Genomic DNA, 24,133 nt, shown 5'->3' with positions numbered 1-24,133 from the left:
TGGACCGCCGAACCAACAAGCTGATAAAGCGAGCATTTTTCCGGAGAATGCGTTTCAGAGTTACGAACAGCTTCGGCCTAGAACTACATTTGCAAGATTATCACTACGTAGTTTCCGCAGATCGGCCGTACGTATAACCACCTATCCCGTCATGCTCCCATCTCCGGAACAAGGAGCTGGTTTGCACGAATCCCGCGACTTCGGCGCCGGAATATCGAGCGCCCTTCAGCCCTCCGAGCTGAGACCGAACTGCATCGGCTTCTCGAATCGACGCTTGAGGGCCAATCACTCGCGTAGGGCGTTCTGCCGCATGAAGATTGCGCGAGGCATACCTTCATCCGTGAGTCGACTTCGAAAATCCCTCTGCGATACCGCCCCCCCTAAGGGATGCTTTCCTCGAGGATCGCCACTCGCCCAGTTATAAGATTGTTAACCGTAACTTCTCGAGAGATTTTTCGCTTCTTGACCCCTCTCAGGAGAGAAAGTTATGCCATGGGTCGACTATAGTTCAGATGATTGCGGACAACAGGTCGGTCAGCACTATGGCGCGCCCTAATTTTTAGGGCGGCATGACGCTCTGCCATTTTACCGGTTGAGAGCCCGGATGTTCTGTGAGCAACGGATCGAGTTTCTCTCGATGCATGATGCTGTTCCGTTGCGTCGGTTAGATTCCGACATGCCCCACACAACCCAGACGCTCCGAGCGGATGAACTTTCAAATGATGGAATGTCTTGGTCCCGGCAATCTGCCGCCCTGGGAGGAGGTCGACCGTCTCGCTGCGCTCCAGAAGTACGATATTCTGGATACGGCGCCGGAGATTGAGTTCGACAGCATTGCCAAGATTGCGGCCCAGGTTTGCGATACACCGATTGCATTCATTTCCTTTCTCGATGAGCGCAGGCAATGGTTCAAGTCCAAGATCGGATTTGATATCGCCGAGACGCCTCGCGAATTCTCCATTTGCAACCACGCAATTCGTCAGACGGGGGTGTTCATTGTTCCCGACATTGCGGCCGATCCTCGGTTCGGGGGCAACCTCGCCACCCACGATCATCCAATGCCGTCGTTCTATGCCGGAGCACCTCTAACGACGAAAGGCGGATTGCCGCTTGGGATGCTCTGCGTGCTGGATCGCAAGGCTCGCCCCTCCGGCTTGAGCAAGAGGCAGGAAGAGGCTCTGACGGCTCTCGCCGATACCGTCATGACCCAACTCGAGCTTAAGCTCGCGACAAGGATCGCAGCCGACGGCGAGGAATTCACACGACGCCTGCTGGCAAGTTCAGACGACTGCATCACAGTCTTCGACCTTCAGGGGCGCCTCCGCTTCATGAGCCAAGCCGGGTTGCGCGCAATGGAGGTCGCGGACTTCGGCTCGATGGAAGGGCTCGACTGGACATCGTTGTGGAGCAGCGTCGCCACGAAGGACGCAGCTGAAGCGATTGAGAAGGCCAAAGCCGGAGGGACCGGACGTTTTCAGGCCCCCTGCGCAACGGCGACGGGAAGACAAAAATGGTGGGATGTCATCGTAACCTCCATCATGGGACGGGACGGGCTCCCTCAAGGGTGCCTATGCGTCTCTCGCGACATGACAGAGTTTCGACGGACGGAGCAGAGCCTGCGCGAAAGCGAAAGGCGTCTCCGTGCGCTCGTCGAGGCCATGCCGCTCTCTTTCACGTCACCGCAGATCGTCTGGTTCAGCGACACGGATGGCGAGTTCACATACTGCAGCGACGTTTGGTATGATTATACCGGATTAAGGGACGGTTTAGGATGCAAGGAGTGGCGCTCGCTCATCCAACCCCTCCACCGTGAAAGGATCCTGGAGCTGTGGGCGGGCTCCATGAGGCGCGGTGTACCCTTCGAAATCGAAATGCCATTTCGTCGCGCGTCCGATGGGATGCACCGCTGGTTCATCGTCAGAGGAGAGCCGCTCAAGAATGAGCAAGGCAAGGTTGAACAATGGTTCGGCATAGCCCTGGATATCCATGAACGTAAGCAGTCCGAGCAGGCCCTGACCGAGAGCGAGGAGCGCCTTCAACTTGCATTGAAGGCAGCCCGAATGATCGCATGGGAGTTCAACCCGCAGACAGGAACCACGACACGATCCGAGAATTCGCTAGCGCTCCTGGGTGTCCGACCTGGAACCGACAAGACCTTCCTGACCGGGCTCCACCCGGATGATCATCAGAAGGTGGAAGCTTTTCTGCAGCGGATCCAAGTAAGCGGGTCAGACTCCATCGAATGCCGATATGTCATGCCGAGCGGTGCGATCCGCTGGCTGCGCGCACGCGCAGAGAGAGCCGGACCTGATCGGATCGTTGGAGTGACTTTCGACATCAGCGAGCAGAAGGAGGCGGAGGAAGAGATCTGGCGTTCGGCCAATCACGATGCGCTGACACGTCTTCCCAACCGAAATCTCTTCCAGCGCCGGCTTGAGGCGGCTCTTACAGCAGCCAAGCAGAACGGCACATGCGTAAGCCTGTTGCTGATCGACCTAGATGATTTCAAGGACATCAATGATACTCTCGGCCACGACGCTGGAGATGCCTTGCTGCAGGAAACGGCACGTCGCCTATCCGCAATGGTCCGCAGCTGCGATACAGTAGCCAGGATCGGCGGCGATGAATTCGCCGTGTTGGTCATCGACCCACTGAAGCTTGAGAATGCCACACGTCTTGGCATCCTGATCGCCGAGATGCTGCGCCAGCCTTTCACTTATCAGAAACGGTCACTTGTAAGTCGGGTGAGCATCGGCATCGCGGCCTTTCCGGACCACGACGGAACGCCTGCGGAGCTGGTCAAGGACGCAGACATCGCAATGTACCAGGCAAAGTCCCAGGGGCGTAACCGGGTCATTACCTACTCGCCTGAAATGCGCGACGTCATCGAGCAGCGTGTCTCCCTCGGACGAGGTATGCGTGAGGCAATCGCCAACGACGAGATCATCCCATTCTACCAGCCGAAGGTAAGTCTTGCGACAGGTGAGATCGTGGGCCTCGAAGCGCTCGCGCGTTGGCGGCATCCCACCAAAGGTCTTCTGACGCCGGGCTTCTTCGGAGCCGTTTTCGACGACCATGAAATTGCGGTCTCCATCGGCAAACTCCTGACCTCGAAGGTTGCCGCCGACGTGCGTCAATGGATCGATCAGGATCTTCCGTTCGGGCGCGTCGCACTCAATTTGTCTGCGGCCGAGTTCAGCCATTCAAACCTCGTCGACAGCATGCTTCGGACCTTCGACTGGCTTAAGGTTCCGCCGACTTCCTTCGAGGTGGAGGTCACGGAGACTGTTCTTCTCGGCAGAAACTCCGACAACGTCTCCTCGACTCTTGCACAGTTCCGCGACAACGGTATCCAGATTGCACTCGACGATTTCGGCACCGGCTATGCTTCATTGACCCACCTGAAGCAATTCCCGGTCGATCACATCAAGATCGACCGCAGCTTCGTGCGAGATCTGGAGCAGGATTCCGACGATGAGGCGATCATCACTGCGGTGATCAGCCTGGGCAGAAGCCTCCAGCTCCAAGTGACGGCAGAAGGGGTGGAAACACATGGCCAAGCGCGGCGTTTGCGTGAGTTGGGGTGCGACCATGCCCAAGGCTATCTTTATGCGAAGCCGATGGCTGCTTTAAACATCCCGGATCTTGTGAAACGCTGGAACGCCATGCTCATAAAGCCGCGCCAGGCGCGTCTCGATAAGCTGCTAAGCGGACAAATCTCCCTTTCGTGAACGGGGGGTCCTGCCCATCGACCGGCGATACGGCGGCACGGTGACGGCAAGCGATGCTTCGCTGGACCGGGGCGCTCTTATGAACCGCGCTGCTCACCGGGGCAGATGAAGCCTGCCCCGGTGAGTCTCTCACGCTCTAGCTTGCACGGCCTTTAGGCGATACACCTTTCAGAATAGGGGTATATGGCAAGGAGTTGCCGAATGAGCGTCAATATTTCGAGTCCCCATCTTCAGGCTCAGGTGTCGGAAAAGGGCGCTGAGCTCGTGCGGCTTCAAGATGTGCACGGCAAGGATCTCTTATGGGACGGCGATCCGGCCTTCTGGACCGGCCGCTCCCCCTTGTTGTTTCCCGTCGTCGGGCGCGTGAGGAACGATCGCATCAGAGTCGATGGATCGGAATACGGACTGCCGAAGCACGGATTTGCCCGCACCTCCCTCTTCGAGGTCAGAGAGGTCGAAGCGTCTCAATGCCGATTTGGCCTGACTTCCGACAAGACCACGCTTCAACAATACCCGTTCCCATTCGAACTTGATGTTTCCTATAGGATCAAGGACGCTACGCTGACGATCACGGCTGCCGTGAACAATGCGGGGCCCTCGGTCATGCCGGTCTCCTTCGGCTTCCATCCGGCTTTTCGCTGGCCCTTGCCCTACGGAGCACCGCGGGAGGCGCACGCAATCCGTTTCGAGCGCGAAGAGACGGCGCCGATCCGTCGTCCTGTGGACGGACTCATCAGCCGGGATGTCGAGGCAAGCCCGGTTCAAGGGCGAATGCTTCGCTTGCAGGATCGATATTTCGAGACGGATGCTCTTGTCTTCGACCGTCTTGAGAGCAGGTCCGTTACCTATGGAGCGCCCGCTGGCGGTTCGATCCAGGTCGACTTTCCGGACATGCCGCATCTGGGCATCTGGACCAAGCCTGGAGCGGGTTTCATCTGTATCGAACCTTGGCAGGGCCATGCCGACCCCGAAGGATTCGATGGGGAATTTGCCGCCAAGCCCGGTGTTGTTCTCGTTCGCCCGGGCGAAACGCGAAACTTCGCAATGGCCATCACAATCAGCAGCGCCGGACTTTAGACCTGGCGGTACCCGTTCGAGCAGGGTGCGCGGAGCCTGCCGACCGTCAATGGCTCGTCACGAGTTCACGGATACACCTCACCACATCCTCGCTTGAATAGGGTTTCGGTACGAAGCGTCCGTCATCCGGGATCTGTTCAGGCAGCGGCTTGTGGTAGGCGGACGAAATCAGGAGCGAGATATGCGGCCAGCGCTGCTGGACGCTCTCGGCCAGATCCAATCCGTTCATGGATCCTGGCATATCGATATCCGTGAAGAGCACCTGCACGTCACGGGAACAGGCTTCCAATACGGCCAAGGCTACATCCGCATTGGCAGCCTCCAGCACGTGGAAGCCGGCATCCTGCAGATCTTCTGCCGCCGCCATCCGCACGAGAAGCTCATCCTCGACGAGGAGAACCACCGGCGTATCGTCTGAATAATTGTTCATCATGAGCGATGGAACGAAACTAACTTATGTTAGTTCCTACTGCTCAGGTGTCTTTTAAAGGGGAGAGACAGGCTATGGCGTCGCACAAGTTCAAGGTTGGGGATCAGGTGCGACTGGTCAAGCTTGCGAGCACGAATACCGTTGAGGCGTTTCTCAACCTCGTGACTGCCATCGATGTCACCCGTTCACAGGACGTATGGGAAATCACGCGCCTTCTTCCCGCCGACAGGAACGGCTTCCAATACCATATCAAGGGCGATCAGATGGGCCCGGAGCGCCTTGTTCGGGAAGAGCAGCTCCAATTCGCCTGAACCAGAAGCGGAGATCAAGATGCAGGCATCGCCTAGTGAACTCATCACAGGCGATGCCTTTTTTCACGCAGCCTAAGGATGGCTTGCTCAGCTTGCTTTGCGAAGCGGGTTTTCATCGACCGGCTTGACCGCAGGCATGTTCCGGCTGCGAAACTGGTGCAGCTCTTGCCGAACCGTCTCAAGAACGGGATCGAAGGCCGGCCCGTGCTCCTTGGCAATCTCGACAAGCACATCGATCGCCCGGAGCAGGCGCTCCTCGGTCACCGGCTCCCACTTGCGTCCTGACCAATCGTCCATCTCAGACCCTCCTCGTGGATTGGGAGAGACACTGGTCCATAGAATCTTGCATCCGGGTTAAAGGCACCACCCAAATTGCAGGCGTGCACAGTCCTCTCAAGCGCCCCAGCCGATGAGATTACACAGCGGCATGAAAACCCCTCGGGCTCCCGGGCCGGATAAGTGCGTGGAACCGCTGCGTTATTCGGGAGGTTTACGGTTGAACCAGGCCGTCAGGCCGGCAACCGATCAATGAGGCTGTGTCCGACTATGGCAGACAATCCGGCTATCCAGCAACCTGGAACGCGGCAATCCTCCTCCTCTTCGACTGTCACGACCATGTGGGCTGTGGTTCTCGGATGGGCCCTGGTGCGCCTTGTCGTGAGCGGGGAGCGCTCCGCTCCCTCCTCACCCCGAACTGGACGCTCCTCCTCGGCTCCGGCGCGGGCCACGGCACAAAGGCGGAATACCGGTTCGGATGTCGGCGAGAAGCAGCATGCTCCACCCCAGGCGGCCGCCGAAAAAGGCCGCGGCCGCAGCGCCGACACGCCGACCGAGATCCCGGCACAGGGATGGAAGGATATTTTGTGGCGCACCTATGAAGAGTTCAACAAGGATCGCGTTCTGTCTGTCGCCGCAGGGGTGACCTATTACGCCCTGCTAGCCGTTTTCCCGGCCATTGCCGCCCTGGTCTCAATCTACGGCCTCTTTGCGGATCCGGCCACGATCCAGGATCATCTGAACACTTTGTCCGGAGTCCTGCCTAGCGGCGCACTCGATATCATTCGCGAACAGGTGACGCGCATCGCCTCGCAGGGAGGTGGGACGCTCGGCTTCGGGTTCATATTCGGCTTGGTCTTATCTCTCTGGAGCGCCAATGCCGGAATGAAGGCGCTCTTCGACGCCCTCAACATCGTCTATGGCGAGGACGAGAAGAGAAGCTTCGTTCAACTGAACGTGCTGTCTCTCTCCTTCACCCTGGGTGCCATCGTTTTCATTCTCTTCGCTCTCGCGGCAATCATCGTTCTCCCAATCGTTCTGAACTACATCGGCTTGGGTTCGAGGACGGAGTGGCTTGTGTCGCTTGCGCGATGGCCGATCCTGCTGATCGGGGTCACATTCGGATTGTCACTGATCTATCGCTTCGGCCCCAGCCGCGACAAGGCGGAATGGCGCTGGGTGACGCCTGGCGGACTTATCGCCGCCGTCCTGTGGCTTGCCGTCTCCATGCTCTTCTCATGGTACGTGGCGAATTTCGGCAGCTACAACGAAACTTATGGCTCTCTTGGCGCGGTGATCGGCTTCATGACGTGGATTTGGCTGTCGACGACCGTGGTTCTGCTCGGTGCCGAGATCAACGCCGAGATGGAGCATCAGACGGCCAAGGACACGACCGAAGGCACCGATCAACCCATGGGGACTCGTGGTGCTGAGATGGCCGATACGATAGGCGTTGCCAAGAGCTGAATGCTCCGTTCTCGAACACAGGAAAGGCGCTCCCAACGAGCGCCTTTTTCTTTGCGCGCTTGCCCCGACAAGCAAAGAAAAATGCGCCGGCGAGTGCCGGCGCATTTCAGTTCGCCAGGGAGAGTGTAAGCCTCAGACTTATCCGGCCGAGATCGCATCACCCATATTGGGCATCTTGTGAGCCCGACCATCATCGGCATGATCTTCCGAGAACCACGCGATCGTCGACTTCAGACCTGCATCGAGAGATGTCCGCGGCGACCAGCCGAGAAGTTTCTTCGCAAGGGTGATGTCAGGGCGCCGGCGACGCGGATCGTCCACAGGGAGCGGCCGTTTGACAACTCGGGAGGACGATCCCGTCATTGCCAGGACCTTTTCAGCCAAGTCGCCGACTGTCAGCTCCACCGGATTTCCGAGATTCACCGCTCCTGGGAACGGTCCATCATAGGCCATGAGGCGTAGGAATCCTTCGACGAGATCGGACACGTAGCAGAACGAGCGCGTCTGACTTCCATCGCCGTAAACCGTGATTTCCTCGCCCGCGAGAGCCTGGCAAATGACATTCGAGACGACGCGGCCATCATCGGCCCGCATGCGCGGGCCATAGGTATTGAAGATCCGTGCCACGCGTACATCGGCTCGCCCTGCACGATCAAAGTCGAATGTAAGCGTTTCCGCAGCCCGCTTTCCCTCATCATAGCAGGCCCTTGGACCGGTCGGGTTGACATTTCCCCAATAGCTTTCCGTCTGCGGATGGACCTCGGGATCGCCGTAGATCTCGCTTGTCGAGGCGAGAAAGAAACGTGCATGGACCGATTCAGCGAAGGTGAGAAGATTGTGCGTTCCGACGACGCTCGTCAGCATGGTATGTTCTGGGTCCGCTTGGTAATGCGGAGGAGACGCCGCACAGGCAAGATTGAAAACCTCGTCGATCTTCAGGCGCTTGGAGCGCAGCCGGGCCGGCAATGGCTTGATGATGTCGCTGTCAATGATATCGAAGCGCGGTTCACGCTCGAGGTGCCGAAGATTCTGTTTTCGTCCCGTTTGAAAGTTGTCAAGGGCGATCACGTGAGCGCCTTCACTGAGAAGAGCATCGCAGAGATGGGACCCGAGAAATCCGGCACCACCTGCTACGAGAACATGCCTACTTTTGCCATTCTTCATGAGAACGCTCTCCTTTTCAGATCCTGACGGATCCAAAGGTACAAACTTGCCTTACCCCAAAACCACACGCGGCATTTTCCCAATGCCTTATTAGAATGAATTCATGAAGCTAGGACTCAACCGCCAAAACGAACGGCTGTTCCTGGCGCCGATGCCGAACGGCCTCATGGAGATCCTGCTCCATTGATGCGGCCCGATGTGCTGCGGTGTGCTCCGAGAGAATGCGGCGCCGTGCTCGATCGCCCAGAGCTCTTCTCTGATCTTCGGGCCGGGTCGCGAGCGCATCGAGGACCTCTTCGGCCCGAGAGGCCAGAATGATCTCGTGTCCCGGCTCAAGAAGCGTCTCGATACCGTCCCAAATGTCGGAAATGATCGGCGTCCCGCACGCGGCTGCCTCGAACAGGCGAACGCTCGGACTGTATCCGGCCCGGACCATGTCGGCGCGGGTGACATTGAGCGTATATCGACTCTGGGCGTAGAAGGCCGGATGATCGTCCGGAGGAACATGATCGATACGCTCGACATTCTCCGGCCACTCTATCCCCTCCGGATACTGCGGTCCGGCTACCGCGAAACGCAGATGAGGCGCTCGGCGAGCGGGTTCGATCAGAAGGCGCTCCAGCGTCGGCTGCCTGTCAGCACTGTAGGTGCCAAGATAACTGAGATCCCAGCGCTTCTCCCGGTCAAGAACCGGATAGGCCTCCGGGTCGACGGAGCAATACAGAGCTCTCGCGGCCGGCGATCCATACCGCCCCATGATCACTTCGAGTGTCGGGCCGCCGGTGAAAGAAAAGTAGACGTCGTAATCAGGAATGAGACCCGGAGACAGATATTCGTAATCACCCCGCTCGAGTTTTGCGAGCGTGACCGGTGTATCGATGTCGTAGAATGCCACGACGCCATTTGCCACCCGCTGAACGTAGCGACCGACCTCGACCCCCTCGGGCACGTAGGAGCCGACGATCACGGCATCGGCGTTCCTGATCGTGTCTCTAAACCGGTCCAGATCCTCCAGATCGGAATAGAATTCCAGGCGGCAGTAGCCGGGATGCTTGAGATCGCGATGAGCGGCGTACCAGGGCACGTCGCGCTCGAGGAATGTGACGTCATGCCCACGGTCCGCAAAGGCCCTCAGCAAGGCGCGAAAGGTCGTCGCGTGACCGTTTCCCCACGAAGAGGACAGACTCAATCCCAGGACAACGACACGGAGCTTGGTCACGCCACGCTCCTCTCACGTTTCTGAGAAGCTTCCTCCCGCAGGATGACATCCACCTCTGCGCCGCGCCTTGTATAGGTGTGCTCGGCCATGATCCGTGCACGTGCGGCATCGCCGATGGCGCGGGCACGTCCGGGAGTCAGCGCCTCGACATGGTCGGCGACATCCTTGCCGTCGCGTGCCACCAAAACCTCCTCATCCTCCTTCAGGAACAGCTCGAGGCCGATCCAGGCATCGGTAATGAGACACGCGCCTGCTCCTGCAGCCTCGAAAACGCGGGTCGCGGGCGAGTACCCGGTGCTTGCCATGGAATCGCGCGCGATGTTGAGAACGGCCAGCGGGCTCGTGTTGAAGGCATTATGGTCGCGCGTGTAGACATGGCCGATATGCCGCACGTTCGACGGCATGCCTTTCGTCTCCCAACCGTTGCCGCCGATCAGGAAACTGCGGTTCGGCAAACGCCCGGCCGGCTCCAGAAAGAACTGCTCCACTCGCGCCTCGCGGTCAGGCAGGCGATTGCCGAGGAAGGACAGATCGGCCCTGAAGCGTCCATCGGCCGGAACAGGATGGTGGGTCGTCGGATCGCAGGCATTGTAGATCGGGACGCAGCGACGCGCGCCAAAACCCTCATAGGCTTCGATCACCGGAGGGCCGCCGCCATAGGTAAGCACGAGATCGAGTGCCTGCATGGTGCGATGAAGCGGATGGTCGGGACTCTCGCGCAACTCGGCCAGGGTGGCAGGTGCGTCCACGTCCCAGAAAATCCGAACGGCATCGCTACGCGAGGCCGCCATGATTCCTTCCAGCAGTTCGTTGTCGAACACACCGACACCGGAAGCTTTCACCACGATGTCGGCCTTCGCTGCCTCGGCCACGACGCCGCGCATGGCCTCTTCCGTCGCCGGATAGACCTTCACCTCGGCCCAATCCGGCGGATCGATATCCCGGTGTTTCTGACGATCGAAAGCATCCGGCTCATAGAAGGTGATGCTGTACCCGCGGCGCGCCAGATCGCTCAGCAGGCCGCGATAATAGGTGGCGGCCCCATTCCAGTACGAAGACAGAAGGCTGGAACCATAGAAGGCGATCTTCATGCAGACATCTCCATCGGCACTGAAGCGCCGTGACTTTCAAGAATGGCGAGGAGCTGATCGGCCCGATGGAAGCAGGAGTGGCGGGTGCGAATTGCCTCAAGACCGTTCTTCACCAAGGAGCGGCGCAGATCGGCATCGTTGAGGATGACCGTCATATGGCGCTCCATCTGCGCCTCGTCCTGAGCGACCAAATAATCCATCCCCGGATTGAAAAGCCCCTCCGAGTCGTTCCAGGGCGCGGAGATCAGCGGGATGCCGCAGGCGAGAGCCTCGAAGACCCGGATCGTGGGAATGCCGGGGAGCATATCGACATAAAACCGCCTCGGCACGTGCACGGTCGCAAGATGCTTCGCGAACACCTCGGGCGCGCGGGCATTCGGCAACCAGCCGCGATAGGTCACGCGATAGCGGGCAAGCATATCAAGGGCTGTTTCCGGGTAACGGACACCATAGATGTCGAGAGGAAGGCCGACCGTCTGCGCGGGGCGAAGGAGAAAGCTTTCCAGTTCTGCGCTTCTTTCGTCGTCCCCCCAATTGCCGATCCAAACGAGTCCCTCCCGATCCGTTTCTTGAATCGGAGGATGGAAAAGCCGCGTATCGGCAGCTTCGTGCCAGACGTGAACTCGCGTGCCCCAGCCCCAGCGGCGATAGACCTCCGCGAGCGTCTCACCAAAGGCGAGGACGCCGTCATAACCGTCGAGATCGAACTGGCGGATGGCATCGGGATCGCTCACCGCCCTGTGGTGCGTGTCATGGAAAAGAAGCATGAACCGCCCACCCTGTCGCCGCACCTTGCCGATGGCGGCAACGAGCCAGGGATCGTTCCATTCGTGGACGATCACCACATCCGCATCGGAGAGGGTCTCTCCAAGGTCGATATCCGGATCGAAGACCGTTGAGGACAGTTCTGGGTAAAGGCCACGATAAGCGTCCAGCCCGGCCTCTCCGTGATCCCTCAGGAGATTTTCCAGGCTCCAGGCGCCGCGTGGCTCATACGCCATGACCTCATGGCCGCGGTGAACGAGCTCGCGCAGGACTCCACGCAGGAAATGCGCATTGCCGTGATTCCAGCAGGAGGCGAGGGAATGCGTGAAATAGATGAACTTCATGCAGCGGCTCCCTCGAGGGATGATCCCTGAGATTTCATAGGCAGGACGGAATGGTAGGCGCTCAGAACGCCCGCGCTCATGGCATCGACGGTGTAAGCAGCGGCCCGCTCTTGCGCGGCGCGCCCCATTGCGGCGCGGGATTCCCGGTCCTGCAGAAGCCGGTCGATCTCCGCAGCCGCCGCCCTCTCATCATCGGGCGCAACGAACGATGCGGCGCCCCCCCACAATTCACGGAATGTCGGGATATCGGATAGAACAAGCGCGCATCCCCGTTGCGCGGCTTCAAGGACCGCAAGGCCGAAAGGCTCATATCGGGCCATCGAGAGAAAGATCGGCTCCCTGTTCAGGTGCCGGGCAACCTCTGAATCGCTCAAACGGCCAAGTGGCCTCGCATGAGACACGTCAACGTGCGTTCCGTTCGGACCGTCGAGCGGACCGGCCGCAAGGACCGGCACCGTGAGCCGGGATGCGATCCGGTCGATGGCGGCGAAATTCTTGCCCTCGTCCCAGAGGCGGCCTGCCGTGAAAACGAAGTCTTCACCGGGTGCCGATTTGCTCGCCATCACGGAGCGTCTGCCGTTCCTGACGACATGCGGCGCCTGAACGAGACCATAGACCTGAGCCGTCGCCTGCGCGAAGGCCAGGGTCGGCGCGAGCAAACGGTCCGCGGAAGCATAACTTTCTGCCACGAGTTCCGTACGCCACACGAACTCCTCCGGCAAAGGTCCACCCTTGACGGCCTGCCACCACGTCGCGACGCAGGAATGACAGACCGCCACGACAGGGATGTCGAACGAGGTATGGGCTGCAAGTGCCGGAGAATTGAGATGAATGATGTCCGGCCTGATCTGTGCCGCGATGCGAGCGATTGCCAGCCCGGTCTCCTCGACCTCGCGCGCATTGCCAGCCGTCCAATCGAGAGGAAGACCTGTCAGGATAAGCCTTGCACCAATGGCATCGGCCATGGCCTGCTGGTCTGCCGAGGGAGACGGCCCCAGCACTGCCATGGTCGTCCTGACGCCCTCCGAGCGCAGGCCTTTCGCGAGATCCAGCGCGTATTGCCAGACTCCGCCGACCGCATCTGCCGTCATGAGCACATGCAGACCTGCGGCTTTGTCAGACCATTCCATGGCTGACCTCGATTCTCCGCAACGCGGAGGCGCCATGACCTCTCATCACAAGGCCTCTGCGTTCTGCAGACGTGAAGGCAACGCGCCCGAACGTGCGAGCCCCCGCTCCTCCTGCAGCCACTGTGCCAAAGCAGCAACGCCCTTGAGCCAGCTGATCGGCTGCTTCAACCCGAGTTCTCGGGTTGCGAGGCGCGCATCGGAAACATAGTACCGCTGATCGCCGGCGCGCCAGTCGTTGTAGATCGTCTCGACTGGATGGCCAACGACCTCTTCGATGTGAGTGATGAGCTGGCGCAGGCTGATGGCATTGGACGGACCGCCGCCAAGATTGAAGGCCCTGCCTTGGACTGCATCGATGCGCTTCCATGCGGAGGCATAGGCGGAAACGGCATCGGATATATCGAGCACGTCGCGAACTTGGCAGCCATCGCCGTATATGGTGATGGGTTCACCGTGAAGAGCACGGATCAGGAAATGAGCCACCCACCCCTGATCCTCGGTTCCCATCTGTCGCTGGCCGTAGATGCAGCTCATCCGCATCACGCAGGTCGGAATTCCGAACGAGCGGGCATAATCCAGCACGTACTGATCGGCTGCGCCTTTCGAACACCCATAGGGCGTGTGAAAGTCGAGAGGACGGTCCTCGCCGATCCCGGCACTTCTGATCGTAGGATCGCGCGGCTTGTAGGCGTCGTTGGTCTTCTCCAATTCCACGTCCGCGAGATCGCCATAGACCTTGTTCGTGGAAGCGAAGATCAACGGAACCCGCTCGCCGCGCTGTCGGAGCGCATCGAGCACGTTCAGCGTCCCGCGAATATTGATCTCGAAATCCTCGCGAGGGTCGACGAGACTGGTCGTCACGGCGACCTGCGCGGCCATGTGGAACACGGCCTGTGCGTCCCGAACGGCATCGCCGACGGCCGCCTCGTCGCGGATGTCACCGACAACGCTGGTAATCTTGTTGGGATGGCGTCTTTTGAGCCATTCGAGATTCCGGTCGACGCCGGAGCGTGCCAGAGCGTCATAGATCAAGACATCGTGGCCCTCGCTCGCGAAACGATCGGCGAGGTTGGAGCCGATGAAGCCCGCGCCTCCTGTCACCAGGACGGGGCGGCGACGGAGCACGGCCGGCGCGGCCGCCGATGCGTCAGACGCCGTCATGCCACCAAGCCTCGGGCTTCGAGCTCCTTCCGAGCCTCGTTGACGAGATCCTTGGCTTCCTGCTTGGCAACCCATTCGGCGAGTTCTGCCAAGCCCTCCGCAAAATCCCTCCTCGGCTTGTAACCCAGTTCCTGCTGGATCTTCCCGATGTCGGCGATGCAATGGCGAATATCGCCGATGCGAGCCTTGCCGGCGATCTCCGGCGCCATCGGGCGGTTCATCGCCCGGGATAGAAGTTCCGCCACTTCGGATACGGTACGGTCCTGCCCGCTTCCGACATTGTAGACTCCGCCTGGAGCGTTCTCATGTTCAAGCGCCAGAACGAATGCCTGCGCCACATCTTCCACATGGACGAAATCGCGCCGTTGCTGGCCATCCTCGAAAATCATCGGCGGCTGCCCGTTGTGAAGCCTCGATGCGAAGATCGCGAGGACGCCGGTGTAGGGATTGGACAGGGCCTGTCCAGGACCATAGGCATTCCACAATCGAAGCGCCACGCCCTCCATTCCGTAAGCCGGACACAGGGTCAGTGTCAGCCGCTCCTGGACATATTTTGACAGTGCGTAGACCGAGGCCAACGCGGGCTTCTTCCACTCGGGCGTCGGAACAGGAATGAGCGGCCGTCCGTGCTCGTCCAGCGGATCCCAAGGATCGTTCTCGCTCCTGCGAGGCGTCCGAACGACATCCTCATGGATTCCACCTTCCGCGTCCTTATACAGACCTTCGCCGTAGATGCTCATGGATGAAGCAACGACCACCCGCTGCACCGGATTGTCGATAAGTTGCTGAAAAAGCACGGCCGTGCCGTAGTCATTAACGGAGACATAGCGATCTACAGCATACATGCTCTGGCCGACACCAACCTCGGCAGCAAGGTGGACGACTTTCGTGGCCCCCTTCAAAGCTCGAAGAAGCGCAGCCTCATCACGCACGTCGCCGACGATAACCTCCACATCAGGATCGAGACCCTCGCTCTGAGTTCTGTTGCCGTGAACCTGCTCGATGAGGCTATCGAGTACGCGCACCTTGTGGCCGCGCTCCAAGCACGCCTGCGCAACATAGCGTCCGATGAAGCCTGCACCGCCCGTAATGAGGATCGTATCCGTCACAAGATGTCTCCAGATTGGTTTCTGGTCTAAGCGCCGATGGATCAGACAGGAGACGGCAGCCCATCCCCAAACTGGAAATGCGACGCGAAACATTCACATCTTCCAGATTGGGAACAGGCCCTGAAGCGGACCTCGCCAAACGAGGCCTGCGCTATATATCCCCTTCGAAAGCTTGAGTTTGCGTAGAGGAAACTACGCATCTTCATCTTTGTTCCTGAGTTGAACACAGTAGTTTAGGCGCCTGGCGGGGAAGACAAGAGTCACAGACCCGGAATCCGGGCGGAACAACAAACCTTCTTCAAACGTTGAAAGCCACGCTTTGGAAAATGGTCGAGGCCGGATGCCTGCGGCCGGCAGATGCGCTTTGCCTGAAAAGAAAACACCCAGCGGGCCATACAAGGGAGTTTAATCATGGGTACGAGGAAGGTCCGCGTCGGCATCGTGGGCGTCGGCAACTGTGCCTCGTCCTTCGTGCAGGGCCTCTCTTATTACAAGGATGCAAAAGGCAATGAGCCGGTGCCCGGCCTGATGAACGCCGAGCTGGGCGGTTATCATGTCAGCGACATTGAAGTTTCCGCTGCCTTCGACGTGAACGTCTCGAAAGTGGGACGCGACGTCTCCGAGGCAATTTTTGCCCAGCCGAACAATACGCAACGTTTCGCTGCCGTTCCCTCGAGCGGGATTATTGTCCATCGAGGCAAGACACTCGATGGGCTTGGTAAATATCTCCACGACGTGATCGATGAATCTCCCGATGACGAAGCCGACGTGACGGAGATTCTGCGCCAATCGAAGACGGATGTTCTCGTCTCCTATTTGCCTGTCGGCTCGCAGAAGGCAACGGAATGGTACGCCGAGCGCGCACTCGAAGCCGGCTGCGCCTTCGTGAACTGCATCCCCGTCTTCATCGCGTCGGACCCGGAATGGCGCAGGCGGTTCGAAGAGCGTGGCCTGCCCATCGTGGGCGACGACATCAAGAGCCAGGTGGGCGCCACCATTGTTCATCGGGTCCTCGCCAATCTCTTTCGTGAGCGTGGCGTGCGTCTCGACCGCACCTATCAGCTGAATTTCGGCGGCAATACCGACTTCCAGAACATGCTGGAGCGCGAGCGTCTCGAATCGAAGAAGATCTCCAAGACGCAAGCCGTCTCGAGCCAGTTGGATATCCCCCTTCCCGCAGGCGATATCCATGTGGGGCCAAGCGACCATGTTCCGTGGCTTACCGACCGCAAATGGGCCTACATCCGCTTGGAGGGGACTACCTTCGGCGGCGTTCCGCTGAACATGGAAGTGAAGCTCGAGGTCTGGGATTCGCCGAACTCCGCCGGCATTGTGATCGATGCGGTGCGCTGCGCGAAGCTCGCCATGGATCGTAAGATCGGGGGCGCCCTCACCGGTCCGTCCAGCTACTTCATGAAGTCGCCGCCGCAGCAATTCACCGACAACGAGGCCCGCGAGAGGACGATCCGTTTCGTCAACGGTGATGAGGAATAGGGCGCGGGAGGGCCGAGGTGACCACCACGTTCTTTCTTGTGCGCCATGCGATCCATGATCGGGTGGGAACCGTTCTCTGCGGCCGCATGGCTGGCGTCCATCTCGGATCCGCAGGGAGAGCCCAGGCGGAGCGTCTGGCCCATCGCTTTGCCGACGAGAGTGTCGCCGGCATTTACACAAGTCCTCTTGAGCGTGCCTTGGAAACGGCGCAGCCTATTGCATCCCGCCTCGAACAACCTTTTCAAGTTTGCGATGCGATCAGCGAAATCGAATTCGGCCGCTGGTCCGGCATGAACTTTGAAGCTCTGGGCCGAGATCCGCTCTGGTCTTCCTGGAACGCTTCGCGTGGCACCAATCGCGCTCCCGAAGGCGAGACGATGCTGGAGGTTCAGGGGCGCATTGTCGGAGCGATGGAACGGATGCGCGGCCGTTATGTGGATTGTTCGATCGTTCTCGTAAGCCACAGCGACGTCATCAAGGCTGCGCTCCTCTTTTACCTCGGCATGCCTATCGACGCCTATGCCCGCATCGAGGTGGAGCCCGCCTCGGTCAGTACTCTCGTCGTGGGCGAATGGGGCTCAAAGCTTCTCCGATTGAACGAAGTGGTGGCCGCATGAAGATCGTCATATTCGGCCTGACCATCTCCTCATCCTGGGGCAACGGCCACGCAACCTTGTGGCGCGGTCTGTGCCGGGCGCTCACCAAACGAGGGCACAGAATTGTGTTCTTCGAGAAGGACGTGCTCTACTACGCTGAGAACCGGGACCTTGCCGGAATCCCCGGCGGCGATCTCGTTCTCTACAAGGACTGGGAGGGTGTTCGCGCTCGCGCCAAAGTGGAACTCGACGATGCGGACGTAGCACTCGTCACGTCCTACTGCCCCGACGGCATCGCGGCCGGCGATCTCCTGCTTTCTGCACCGCGCGCCGTTCGCGCATTCTACGATCTCGACACGCCGGTCACCTTCTCGCGCCTCGATGCAGGCGAGCCGATCAGCTACATCGGCTCACGAGGGCTCGGAGATTTCGACATCGTCCTGAGTTATACAGGCGGCCGGGCTCTTGAGAGGCTGCGCACGGACCTCGGCGCAAGACGCACTGCTTCCCTCTATGGTCACGTTGATCCTGATGTGCACCGGCCTGTGCCTTCCATCCGACATTATGTTTCCGATCTGTCCTATCTCGGCACCTATGCGGAGGACCGCCAGGATGCTCTGCAGCGCCTCTTCATCGAGCCTGCCGCTTGCCGTCAAGATCGGCGCTTCCTGATCGGCGGTGCACAGTATCCGGCGGATTTTCCATGGCGACCCAACATTCATTTCGTCCGGCACCTGCCGCCGCAGGAGCACCCCGCGTTCTTCTCATCCTCGCGCCTCACGCTCAACATCACGCGGCAAGCCATGGCCGAGATGGGATGGTGCCCCTCGGGACGCCTGTTCGAGGCGGCAGCCTGCGGCGCGCCCATTCTCTCGGATTGGTGGGAAGGACTCGATAGTTTCTTCGCGCCCGGCAGGGACATCCTGATTGCAGGACACGCGGATGAAGCCGTCGCGGCCCTCGATCTGACGGACGCCGAGTTGACCCGAATTGCCAAGGCGGGTCGTGAGAGGACACTCGCGGAGCACACGTCGGAGCACAGGGCGAAGGAGCTTGAGATCCTGCTTGAGGGCTCCACTTCCTCTATGCCCTCGACCGGCGGCTCCGCTGCCATGATGGAGGCCTGACCATGTGGGGAATCATACCTGCTGCGGGCATTGGCAGCCGCATCCAACCCCTCGCCTTCTCGAAAGAGCTTCTGCCCGTGGGAAGCCGCCTCGATAACGGTATCGAGCGCCCCTGTGCCGTCAGCGAATATCTCGTCGAGCGGATGATTCACGGTGGAGCGGACAAGATCTGCTTCGTCATCTCTCCCGGTAAGTCGGACATCATGGAATATTACGGTGCGAGCTATGGCAGCGCTTCCATCGCCTATGTGGTTCAGCCGGCGGCTCGTGGCCTGTGCGATGCGATTTTCCAGGCGGTTCCGCTCATTCCAGCCGATGAGAGCGTGATCGTCGGCCTGCCGGATACGGTCTGGTTTCCCGAGAAGGCTCTGGCGGAACTGCCGAATGGCTCTCTCTCATTCCTACTCTTTCCCGTGGACAATCCGGAAGTCTTCGACGCGGTGATCCTGGACGAGACGATGCAGGTTCAGCAGATCCAGGTGAAACAGGCCGATGCCGCTTCGCACTGGATCTGGGGCGCGTTCAAGATGCCGGGCCACGTCCTGAAGGCGCTGCACCAGCTCTGGATATCGCGCAATCGCGACGATGAATATTTCGGCACGCTCGTGAATGCCTATTTGGCCAAGGGCGGCAAGGCCATCGGCGTGAGAGCAGGTGAATCCTATGTCGATGTGGGGACCTTGCACGGCTATCGCGCCGCCATCGGCCTGCTGAGCGATGCGGCCCAGCATGAAACCGTTACCGGTGCACGCGTCGCTCTCGGCTGGCCGGCTGGTCGGCTGCCACGTGGACTTCATGACTTGAACAGGGAGTAATCGTCACGATGAATGCCATCGATCCCATTCCACCTGACGAAATCCGCCGTAAGGCCGAAGCGCTCGGACCCTGGTTTCACAATATCGAGCTGAAGGGCGGCGTCTGGACTGCGCCGAACCATTTTCTCGGCAATTACCCTGCCGTTAAATGGCAGCGATTTTCCGACGCGATACCGCACGACCTCACAGGAAAGAGCGTGCTCGATATCGGCTGCAACGGCGGCTTCTACTCCATGGAGATGAAGAAGCGCGGCGCGGAGCGCGTGCTCGGGGTCGACTTCGACGAGACCTATCTCGCTCAGGCGCGCTTTGCCGCGCAGACGATGGGCTACGACATCGAGTTCCGCAAATTATCCGTCTACGACCTGGGACAGCTCGGCGAGCGCTTCGATGTCGTGCTCTTCATGGGCGTGCTCTATCACCTGCGACACCCCTTGCTGGCACTCGATCTCATTCACGAGCACGTCGCCAAGGATCTCCTCGTGTTCCAGTCGATGCAGCGTGGGTCCACGGAGGTCATGCCTGTCGAGGAAAACTACACCTTCTGGCAGACAGATCACTTCGATGACCCGCGCTACCCGAAGATGCACTTCATCGAACATCGCTATGCCGACGATCCCACCAACTGGTGGGCGCCGAATTCCGCCTGCGTCGAGGCCATGCTCCGCAGTGCCGGGTTCGAGATTGTCCAGCATCCTGAAACCGAAGTTTACATCTGTCGCCGTGTCGATGCTCCACCCGGTGCGGGTGCGGTCTACCCGGCGCAAGGGAGACATGCATGATCGAAGCCGCAATGATCTGGAACGAGCCCAATAACAAGTCTCATTGGGACCCGGAAATCGATCCGGATTGGAAGCTCTTCTCCGACATGGTGATTGCCGCCGGTCAGGCGATCAAGGCCGAGAATCCAAACCTTCCGCGCGTCCTCGGTGGCATCTCGCCCATCGACCCCGGCTTCATCAGGAAGCTGGAAGAACACGGCGCTCTCGATCACCTGGATGTCGTAGCCGTTCATGGCTTCCCTCTGGATTGGAACCTGTGGCAGATCCATGAATGGCCCACGAAGATCGACGAGATCCGCGCCGTGACGGACAAGCCCATCTGGGTCAGCGAAGTCGGCATCTCGACCTTCGGAGCCGAGGAAGTGCAAGTCTGGGGCTTGAATAGGACCGCCGAGCTCCTGATCGGCAAGGTGCCGAAGATCCATTGGTACAGCCTCTACGATCTTCCCCGTGCCTGGGAAGCCACGACGCGGCACAGGGAAGCCGAGGGCTCGTCCTATTACCGGCACTTCTACATGGGCCTCCTGCGTGAGGACGGCACGCCGAAGCCTTCTCTCGAGGAATTCGCCAAGTACACGCCGCAGATGGGCCTGTGCCAGTGGTTCCATTATGAGGACCACCGACTCGACGATGCCGTGGCATGGATGAAGCGCCTGGGCGTCAAGTACCTCCGCACCGGCTTGTCATGGGCCGACAGCTTCCGCCCGAATGCGTTGGATTGGTTCGACCGGCAGATGGAGGCGCTCGCGGATTTCGACGTGACGGTGACCTTCTGCTTCACGCCGGAGCATCGCGGGATTGCGCCGCACCATACCAGTGCGCCTCAGGTGAAGGAGGAGTTCGCGGAGTTCTGCGCCAGCATGATCCGCCGCTATGCACCTGCAAGCCCATCTGTTCAAGCGAGCAAGGTTCTAGAGGTTCTCTGAGGCGGAATTTGTTTTCGGAGATGACGCTCTCCCACGTCATGGCGGGCTTGTGCCGGCCATGACGTGGGGTGGGATCGTCCGAACCGCCGATGACGACAGCGCAATTCTCTATCTGATTTTATCGGCCATAAATCCGATCGAGCACCTTTGCGACGTCGACCAGTTGCTCCGCGGCAGGATCGAAACGCTCCCCCGCCGCCAGGCGTGAGGCCCAGTCGGCCGCCGCGCGCCCGCCCCATTCATCCGGCGGCACGGTCAACGTCTCGCGCGACGTGCCCCAATACCGCTCGGCCGTAAAATCATAGAACGAGCCGTTGACGTTGCGCAGGGACAGGCCGCCCTGTGTTCCGTAGAACGTGGCGGAGATGATGGCGTCGCATCCTGCCTGGAGGCGCCAGGAACAGGCGAGCTGCACCACGGTGCCTGTCTCCAGCTCGACGGTCGCGACGGCATAATCCTCCACCTGCGACGCAGAGTCCTTGAGTGGAGCGCCACCGGCAAAGAGCTTGCCCGTGACGCTCCCGATGCCGGGGTTGTTCAATGTCCAAAGGGCGAGATCGACCAGATGCACGCCGAGATCCATCACGCAGCCGCCGCCGGACAGTGCTGGATCGTAAAACCATGGCTTGTCCGGGCCATAAGCGTTGTGAAAAACGAGATCCACGGCATAGATGTGTCCAAGTTCGCCCGAATCGATGATATCGCGAATGCGCTGCATGCCCTCGGTGAAGCGGTAGGAGAGATCGACGCTCAGCAGCCGGTCGGCCCTTCGCGCTGCATCGACCACCGACTCTACCTCTGCCGCCGTTCGCCCAAGCGGCTTCTGGCAGAACACGGCAACACCGCGCTCGAGGGCCTGGATCGACTGTTCGGCATGCATGGCACTGGGAGTTGCAATCACGACGCCATCGACACCGAGGGCAAGGATATCATCAAGACTGGAAACCAGCTGCGCGTCGGGCGCCAACTTCCCGGCCTCGGCGGCCGTTTCCGGCGACGGATCTGCGATCGCTACGACTTCGGTGGCTCCGGTGCCGAGAATCGCCTGCATGCGATGCCGGCCGATCCAGCCGACACCGAGAAAACCGATACGCGGGCGTGCGAGTGAGGTTTCGGAATTCGTCTTGAGCACAGCCTGTCGCACCATCAATACGTCACCAGGGCCTTGAGAAAACCGTCGGGGCGGTCACGGGTGGCGTTGAGCGCTTCGTCGAGCCGGTCCAAAGGGTAGGTGTGGGTGTAAAGAAAGCTCGGATCGAGGCGCCCCGACGCGATGGCGTCCACGGCCTCGCGCAATCCCTGCACGTAAATCTTCGGATCACGTTCATGCGCGTTGATCACATCGATGCCGCGCCAGTTCCAGAGCCACATATTGACCTGCCGCGGACCGTCCTGGTGGTAGCCGGCGACGATCAGCTTGCCACGCTCGCGGGTCAGTTCGCCTGCGAGATCGAGCGGCCATTGCTTGCCGACCGCCTCGATCACCCGATCGCATAACGTACCGCCGGTCAGTTCCTTGACCCGCTCGATGATCCCTTGGTGATCCTCCATGGGGATCGTCTCGGCCGCGCCCATGCGGCGCGCGAGGTCGAGCGAGAATGGCCGTCGCGAGATCGCGATGACCCGCGCACCGGCATCGGAGGCGAGCTTGGTGAGAATGGCGCCGAGAAAGCCGATGCCGATGATGGCGATCATCTGCCCGGGCTCGATATCGCTGCGTTGAAAGATGTTCATGGCGCAGCCGAGCGGCTCGCCGGGAAAGGGCTGGCCCGCCAGGGCGTCCGGCAGGGGCACGACGGCCTCGGCCTCCGCCAGATCGTATTCCGCATAGGATTTGTAAGAGAGAGCCGCGACCCGGTCTCCGACCGACAAGCCTTCCACGCCCTCGCCGACAGCGTCGACGAAGCCCCAGGCCTCATGTCCGAGTGCGCCCGGCTCGGTAGGGTACTGCATCCATTCAGGGCCAGCCCACGGGGTCAGGTTCGAAGCGCACACGCCGCAGCCTTCCAGGCGGAGCCGCACCTGTCCCCGCCCCGGCACCGGACGTGCAACGTCGCTGATCTCGATCTGCCCGGGTCCCGTGAGGATGGCGGCCCGCATGGTTCCTGGAGCCCTGGATCGCTCATCGCTCCCCTTTGTCAAAGAAGCGGAAATATCGCTGCTGGCACCATTCTCGTTCAGCAATTTTCTCCCTCCACCATACCGCCCGAGCAACTAGAGACGGGGGAGGAGACTTCAAGGCTTGGCTATTTGTGGCGGGCGCTTCCGGCTCACGCTGATATCCGGGCGCATATTTCCGTGGCGTATGTCGTGCGCGCCTTGCTGTCGGGCTCCAGGCCCTGTTCCTCGCACCACGTCGCGAACACATCGGGCTCGATCATGATGCGTTCAATCCGAAGTCCCGCCTGCTGACCGACGAGCTCGTTGTTCACGGCCGAGGCCAGCCAGGCCTCATAGGTCGAGGCGAGATTGTGCCGGTCGGTCATCATAGCGCGGATGCGAGGATAGTCCTCCCGGCTGTACCAGGGCAGTCCGATCCGGCGAGGCGGCGCATCCGTCATTCATCCAATCTCCGAACGATCGGCACCGGGCCCGCTGATCAGGAGGCTCGGTGCCGCAGGATTCTTTCAGCTCAGCAGGTAGAACACTGCCGGGGCGGCTGTGAGCAACCCGGCTGTCGTGAACAGCATGAGCCGATGATCGGGGTTCGCGATGCGATGGACCTTCCGTGCCGTGGAGCCAGCTTCCATGCTCCAGCCGTTCATGCAGGAGCAGAGAAGGCGATGGGAGGCGCCCTCCGACAATTCGAAAAAGTCCATGGCGTCCCCGAGCGTGTCGCCCTTCAGGCCGGCAGCGCGCAAGACCGGATCTTCGAACGCGACCGTGATGGGGGATTCGTCCGACCTCATCTCCGGCCGCTTGTCCTTCGGGACGAATTCGATCTCACCCAGCGACCTCAAGCGCCGTTTCGGCTGGCGCTCCAACACTTCGGCCCAACGCTCGAGGCGTTCGCGCCGCGACAGGAAACCTTGGCTCAACTCATGCACTTCAGCGACGCTACGCAGCTTCTCTACAGGCTTGTGTTCCATAGGTATTCTCCTGCAAGGGAGCCGACCCT

23 protein-coding genes are annotated in these 24,133 nt (G+C 60.2%); 10 read left to right on the top strand and 13 right to left on the bottom strand.

All coding sequences use genetic code 11. The features are described 5' to 3' along the window. The first annotated feature begins 719 nt into the window (after positions 1 to 719). Together DDF70_RS05985 and DDF70_RS05980 are read left to right on the top strand one after the other, a co-directional pair. Positions 720 to 3,731 (top strand): bifunctional diguanylate cyclase/phosphodiesterase, encoded by a 3,012-nt coding sequence (locus DDF70_RS05985; RefSeq protein WP_162820232.1) that lies wholly within the window; start codon positions 720 to 722, stop codon positions 3,729 to 3,731. Between the two features lie 201 nt (positions 3,732 to 3,932). Further along, positions 3,933 to 4,808: an aldose 1-epimerase family protein gene (locus tag DDF70_RS05980; protein ID WP_114943954.1), complete on the top strand. Its 876-nt coding sequence runs from the start codon at positions 3,933 to 3,935 to the stop codon at positions 4,806 to 4,808. A 46-nt stretch (positions 4,809 to 4,854) separates the two neighbouring features. On the opposite strand, the gene DDF70_RS05975 is transcribed toward DDF70_RS05980, so the two are convergent. After that, complete coding sequence (locus DDF70_RS05975) at positions 4,855 to 5,241, bottom strand: response regulator (RefSeq protein WP_114943953.1); 387 nt, start codon at positions 5,239 to 5,241, stop codon at positions 4,855 to 4,857. Between the two features lie 71 nt (positions 5,242 to 5,312). On the opposite strand from DDF70_RS05975, the gene DDF70_RS05970 reads away from it, so the two are divergent. Continuing rightward, positions 5,313 to 5,549: a hypothetical protein gene (locus DDF70_RS05970; RefSeq protein WP_114943952.1), complete on the top strand. Its 237-nt coding sequence runs from the start codon at positions 5,313 to 5,315 to the stop codon at positions 5,547 to 5,549. 87 nt (positions 5,550 to 5,636) lie between these two features. Here the strand turns inward: DDF70_RS05970 and DDF70_RS05965 are convergent, their stop codons facing one another. Then, positions 5,637 to 5,846: a hypothetical protein gene (locus tag DDF70_RS05965; protein WP_114943951.1), complete on the bottom strand. Its 210-nt coding sequence runs from the start codon at positions 5,844 to 5,846 to the stop codon at positions 5,637 to 5,639. A gap of 249 nt (positions 5,847 to 6,095) precedes the next feature. On the opposite strand from DDF70_RS05965, the gene DDF70_RS05960 reads away from it, so the two are divergent. Beyond that, positions 6,096 to 7,292, top strand: coding sequence for a YihY/virulence factor BrkB family protein (locus tag DDF70_RS05960; protein WP_170316037.1), 1,197 nt, complete (start codon positions 6,096 to 6,098; stop codon positions 7,290 to 7,292). 138 nt (positions 7,293 to 7,430) lie between these two features. On the opposite strand, the gene DDF70_RS05955 is transcribed toward DDF70_RS05960, so the two are convergent. From DDF70_RS05955 to DDF70_RS05925, 7 genes are all read right to left on the bottom strand, one after another. Continuing rightward, a complete protein-coding gene (locus DDF70_RS05955; protein ID WP_114943949.1) occupies positions 7,431 to 8,456 on the bottom strand; it encodes a UDP-glucuronic acid decarboxylase family protein in 1,026 nt (341 codons plus the stop codon). A 109-nt stretch (positions 8,457 to 8,565) separates the two neighbouring features. Then, positions 8,566 to 9,675 carry a CgeB family protein gene (locus DDF70_RS05950; protein WP_114943948.1) on the bottom strand — a complete coding sequence of 370 codons (1,110 nt, stop codon included), beginning with the start codon at positions 9,673 to 9,675 and terminating at the stop codon, positions 8,566 to 8,568. Then, positions 9,672 to 10,766, bottom strand: a complete 1,095-nt coding sequence (locus DDF70_RS05945; protein WP_114943947.1) for a CgeB family protein — start codon at positions 10,764 to 10,766, stop codon at positions 9,672 to 9,674. Before DDF70_RS05945 ends, DDF70_RS05950 begins: the two co-directional genes overlap by 4 nt. Continuing rightward, positions 10,763 to 11,875, bottom strand: coding sequence for a CgeB family protein (locus DDF70_RS05940; RefSeq protein ID WP_114943946.1), 1,113 nt, complete (start codon positions 11,873 to 11,875; stop codon positions 10,763 to 10,765). Before DDF70_RS05940 ends, DDF70_RS05945 begins: the two co-directional genes overlap by 4 nt. Beyond that, a complete protein-coding gene (locus tag DDF70_RS05935; protein WP_205772400.1) occupies positions 11,872 to 13,005 on the bottom strand; it encodes a glycosyltransferase family 4 protein in 1,134 nt (377 codons plus the stop codon). Before DDF70_RS05935 ends, DDF70_RS05940 begins: the two co-directional genes overlap by 4 nt. A gap of 45 nt (positions 13,006 to 13,050) precedes the next feature. Beyond that, complete coding sequence (locus DDF70_RS05930; protein WP_114943945.1) at positions 13,051 to 14,166, bottom strand: SDR family NAD(P)-dependent oxidoreductase; 1,116 nt, start codon at positions 14,164 to 14,166, stop codon at positions 13,051 to 13,053. Continuing rightward, complete coding sequence (locus DDF70_RS05925; RefSeq protein WP_114943944.1) at positions 14,163 to 15,275, bottom strand: NAD-dependent epimerase/dehydratase family protein; 1,113 nt, start codon at positions 15,273 to 15,275, stop codon at positions 14,163 to 14,165. The genes DDF70_RS05930 and DDF70_RS05925 overlap by 4 nt, the downstream gene beginning before the upstream one ends. A gap of 411 nt (positions 15,276 to 15,686) precedes the next feature. Between DDF70_RS05925 and DDF70_RS05920 the strand changes: the two genes are divergently transcribed. The 6 genes from DDF70_RS05920 to DDF70_RS05895 are packed head-to-tail and all read left to right on the top strand — an operon-like array spanning position 15,687 to position 21,015. Continuing rightward, positions 15,687 to 16,769 (top strand): inositol-3-phosphate synthase, encoded by a 1,083-nt coding sequence (locus tag DDF70_RS05920; protein ID WP_114943943.1) that lies wholly within the window; start codon positions 15,687 to 15,689, stop codon positions 16,767 to 16,769. 17 nt (positions 16,770 to 16,786) lie between these two features. Then, complete coding sequence (locus DDF70_RS05915; RefSeq protein ID WP_114943942.1) at positions 16,787 to 17,386, top strand: histidine phosphatase family protein; 600 nt, start codon at positions 16,787 to 16,789, stop codon at positions 17,384 to 17,386. Next, on the top strand, positions 17,383 to 18,492 hold the full coding sequence (locus tag DDF70_RS05910; protein ID WP_114943941.1) for a CgeB family protein: 1,110 nt from the start codon (positions 17,383 to 17,385) through the stop codon (positions 18,490 to 18,492). Before DDF70_RS05915 ends, DDF70_RS05910 begins: the two co-directional genes overlap by 4 nt. Before the next feature lie 2 nt (positions 18,493 to 18,494). After that, the gene (locus DDF70_RS05905; RefSeq protein WP_114943940.1) at positions 18,495 to 19,307 is read left to right on the top strand and encodes a nucleotidyltransferase family protein; all 813 of its coding nucleotides are present in this window, start codon (positions 18,495 to 18,497) and stop codon (positions 19,305 to 19,307) included. An 8-nt stretch (positions 19,308 to 19,315) separates the two neighbouring features. After that, the gene (locus DDF70_RS05900) at positions 19,316 to 20,089 is read left to right on the top strand and encodes a TIGR04290 family methyltransferase (protein WP_114943939.1); all 774 of its coding nucleotides are present in this window, start codon (positions 19,316 to 19,318) and stop codon (positions 20,087 to 20,089) included. Beyond that, entirely contained in the window at positions 20,086 to 21,015 is a 930-nt protein-coding gene (locus tag DDF70_RS05895; RefSeq protein ID WP_114943938.1) for a glycoside hydrolase 5 family protein, read from the top strand. Before DDF70_RS05900 ends, DDF70_RS05895 begins: the two co-directional genes overlap by 4 nt. Positions 21,016 to 21,133: 118 nt before the next feature. Here DDF70_RS05895 and DDF70_RS05890 read toward each other — a convergent pair whose 3' ends face one another. From DDF70_RS05890 to DDF70_RS05875, 4 genes are all read right to left on the bottom strand, one after another. After that, positions 21,134 to 22,162 carry a Gfo/Idh/MocA family protein gene (locus DDF70_RS05890; RefSeq protein WP_114943937.1) on the bottom strand — a complete coding sequence of 343 codons (1,029 nt, stop codon included), beginning with the start codon at positions 22,160 to 22,162 and terminating at the stop codon, positions 21,134 to 21,136. Continuing rightward, entirely contained in the window at positions 22,162 to 23,115 is a 954-nt protein-coding gene (locus DDF70_RS05885; RefSeq protein WP_114943936.1) for an MDR/zinc-dependent alcohol dehydrogenase-like family protein, read from the bottom strand. The genes DDF70_RS05890 and DDF70_RS05885 overlap by 1 nt, the downstream gene beginning before the upstream one ends. 170 nt (positions 23,116 to 23,285) lie before the next feature. Continuing rightward, a complete protein-coding gene (locus DDF70_RS05880; protein WP_114943935.1) occupies positions 23,286 to 23,576 on the bottom strand; it encodes a hypothetical protein in 291 nt (96 codons plus the stop codon). A gap of 66 nt (positions 23,577 to 23,642) precedes the next feature. Further along, positions 23,643 to 24,104, bottom strand: a complete 462-nt coding sequence (locus tag DDF70_RS05875) for a hypothetical protein (protein ID WP_205772399.1) — start codon at positions 24,102 to 24,104, stop codon at positions 23,643 to 23,645. Between the last annotated feature and the right edge of the window lie 29 nt (positions 24,105 to 24,133).

Source organism: Microvirga calopogonii (genome assembly GCF_003347665.1).
Taxonomy (GTDB): domain Bacteria; phylum Pseudomonadota; class Alphaproteobacteria; order Rhizobiales; family Beijerinckiaceae; genus Microvirga; species Microvirga calopogonii.
The sequence above is the reverse complement of the archived record's forward strand: the minus strand, read 5'-3'. Positions and strand labels throughout refer to the sequence as shown.

Coding starts and splice junctions, on each gene's coding strand:
- DDF70_RS05985 (WP_162820232.1), top strand. CDS start 720: ATGATGGAATGTCTTGGTCCCGGCAATCTGCCGCCCTGGGAGGAGGTC.
- DDF70_RS05980 (WP_114943954.1), top strand. CDS start 3,933: ATGAGCGTCAATATTTCGAGTCCCCATCTTCAGGCTCAGGTGTCGGAA.
- DDF70_RS05975 (WP_114943953.1), bottom strand. CDS start 5,241: ATGATGAACAATTATTCAGACGATACGCCGGTGGTTCTCCTCGTCGAG.
- DDF70_RS05970 (WP_114943952.1), top strand. CDS start 5,313: ATGGCGTCGCACAAGTTCAAGGTTGGGGATCAGGTGCGACTGGTCAAG.
- DDF70_RS05965 (WP_114943951.1), bottom strand. CDS start 5,846: ATGGACGATTGGTCAGGACGCAAGTGGGAGCCGGTGACCGAGGAGCGC.
- DDF70_RS05960 (WP_170316037.1), top strand. CDS start 6,096: ATGGCAGACAATCCGGCTATCCAGCAACCTGGAACGCGGCAATCCTCC.
- DDF70_RS05955 (WP_114943949.1), bottom strand. CDS start 8,456: ATGAAGAATGGCAAAAGTAGGCATGTTCTCGTAGCAGGTGGTGCCGGA.
- DDF70_RS05945 (WP_114943947.1), bottom strand. CDS start 10,766: ATGAAGATCGCCTTCTATGGTTCCAGCCTTCTGTCTTCGTACTGGAAT.
- DDF70_RS05940 (WP_114943946.1), bottom strand. CDS start 11,875: ATGAAGTTCATCTATTTCACGCATTCCCTCGCCTCCTGCTGGAATCAC.
- DDF70_RS05935 (WP_205772400.1), bottom strand. CDS start 13,005: ATGGAATGGTCTGACAAAGCCGCAGGTCTGCATGTGCTCATGACGGCA.
- DDF70_RS05930 (WP_114943945.1), bottom strand. CDS start 14,166: ATGACGGCGTCTGACGCATCGGCGGCCGCGCCGGCCGTGCTCCGTCGC.
- DDF70_RS05920 (WP_114943943.1), top strand. CDS start 15,687: ATGGGTACGAGGAAGGTCCGCGTCGGCATCGTGGGCGTCGGCAACTGT.
- DDF70_RS05910 (WP_114943941.1), top strand. CDS start 17,383: ATGAAGATCGTCATATTCGGCCTGACCATCTCCTCATCCTGGGGCAAC.
- DDF70_RS05905 (WP_114943940.1), top strand. CDS start 18,495: ATGTGGGGAATCATACCTGCTGCGGGCATTGGCAGCCGCATCCAACCC.
- DDF70_RS05900 (WP_114943939.1), top strand. CDS start 19,316: ATGAATGCCATCGATCCCATTCCACCTGACGAAATCCGCCGTAAGGCC.
- DDF70_RS05895 (WP_114943938.1), top strand. CDS start 20,086: ATGATCGAAGCCGCAATGATCTGGAACGAGCCCAATAACAAGTCTCAT.
- DDF70_RS05890 (WP_114943937.1), bottom strand. CDS start 22,162: ATGGTGCGACAGGCTGTGCTCAAGACGAATTCCGAAACCTCACTCGCA.
- DDF70_RS05885 (WP_114943936.1), bottom strand. CDS start 23,115: ATGCGGGCCGCCATCCTCACGGGACCCGGGCAGATCGAGATCAGCGAC.
- DDF70_RS05880 (WP_114943935.1), bottom strand. CDS start 23,576: ATGACGGATGCGCCGCCTCGCCGGATCGGACTGCCCTGGTACAGCCGG.
- DDF70_RS05875 (WP_205772399.1), bottom strand. CDS start 24,104: ATGGAACACAAGCCTGTAGAGAAGCTGCGTAGCGTCGCTGAAGTGCAT.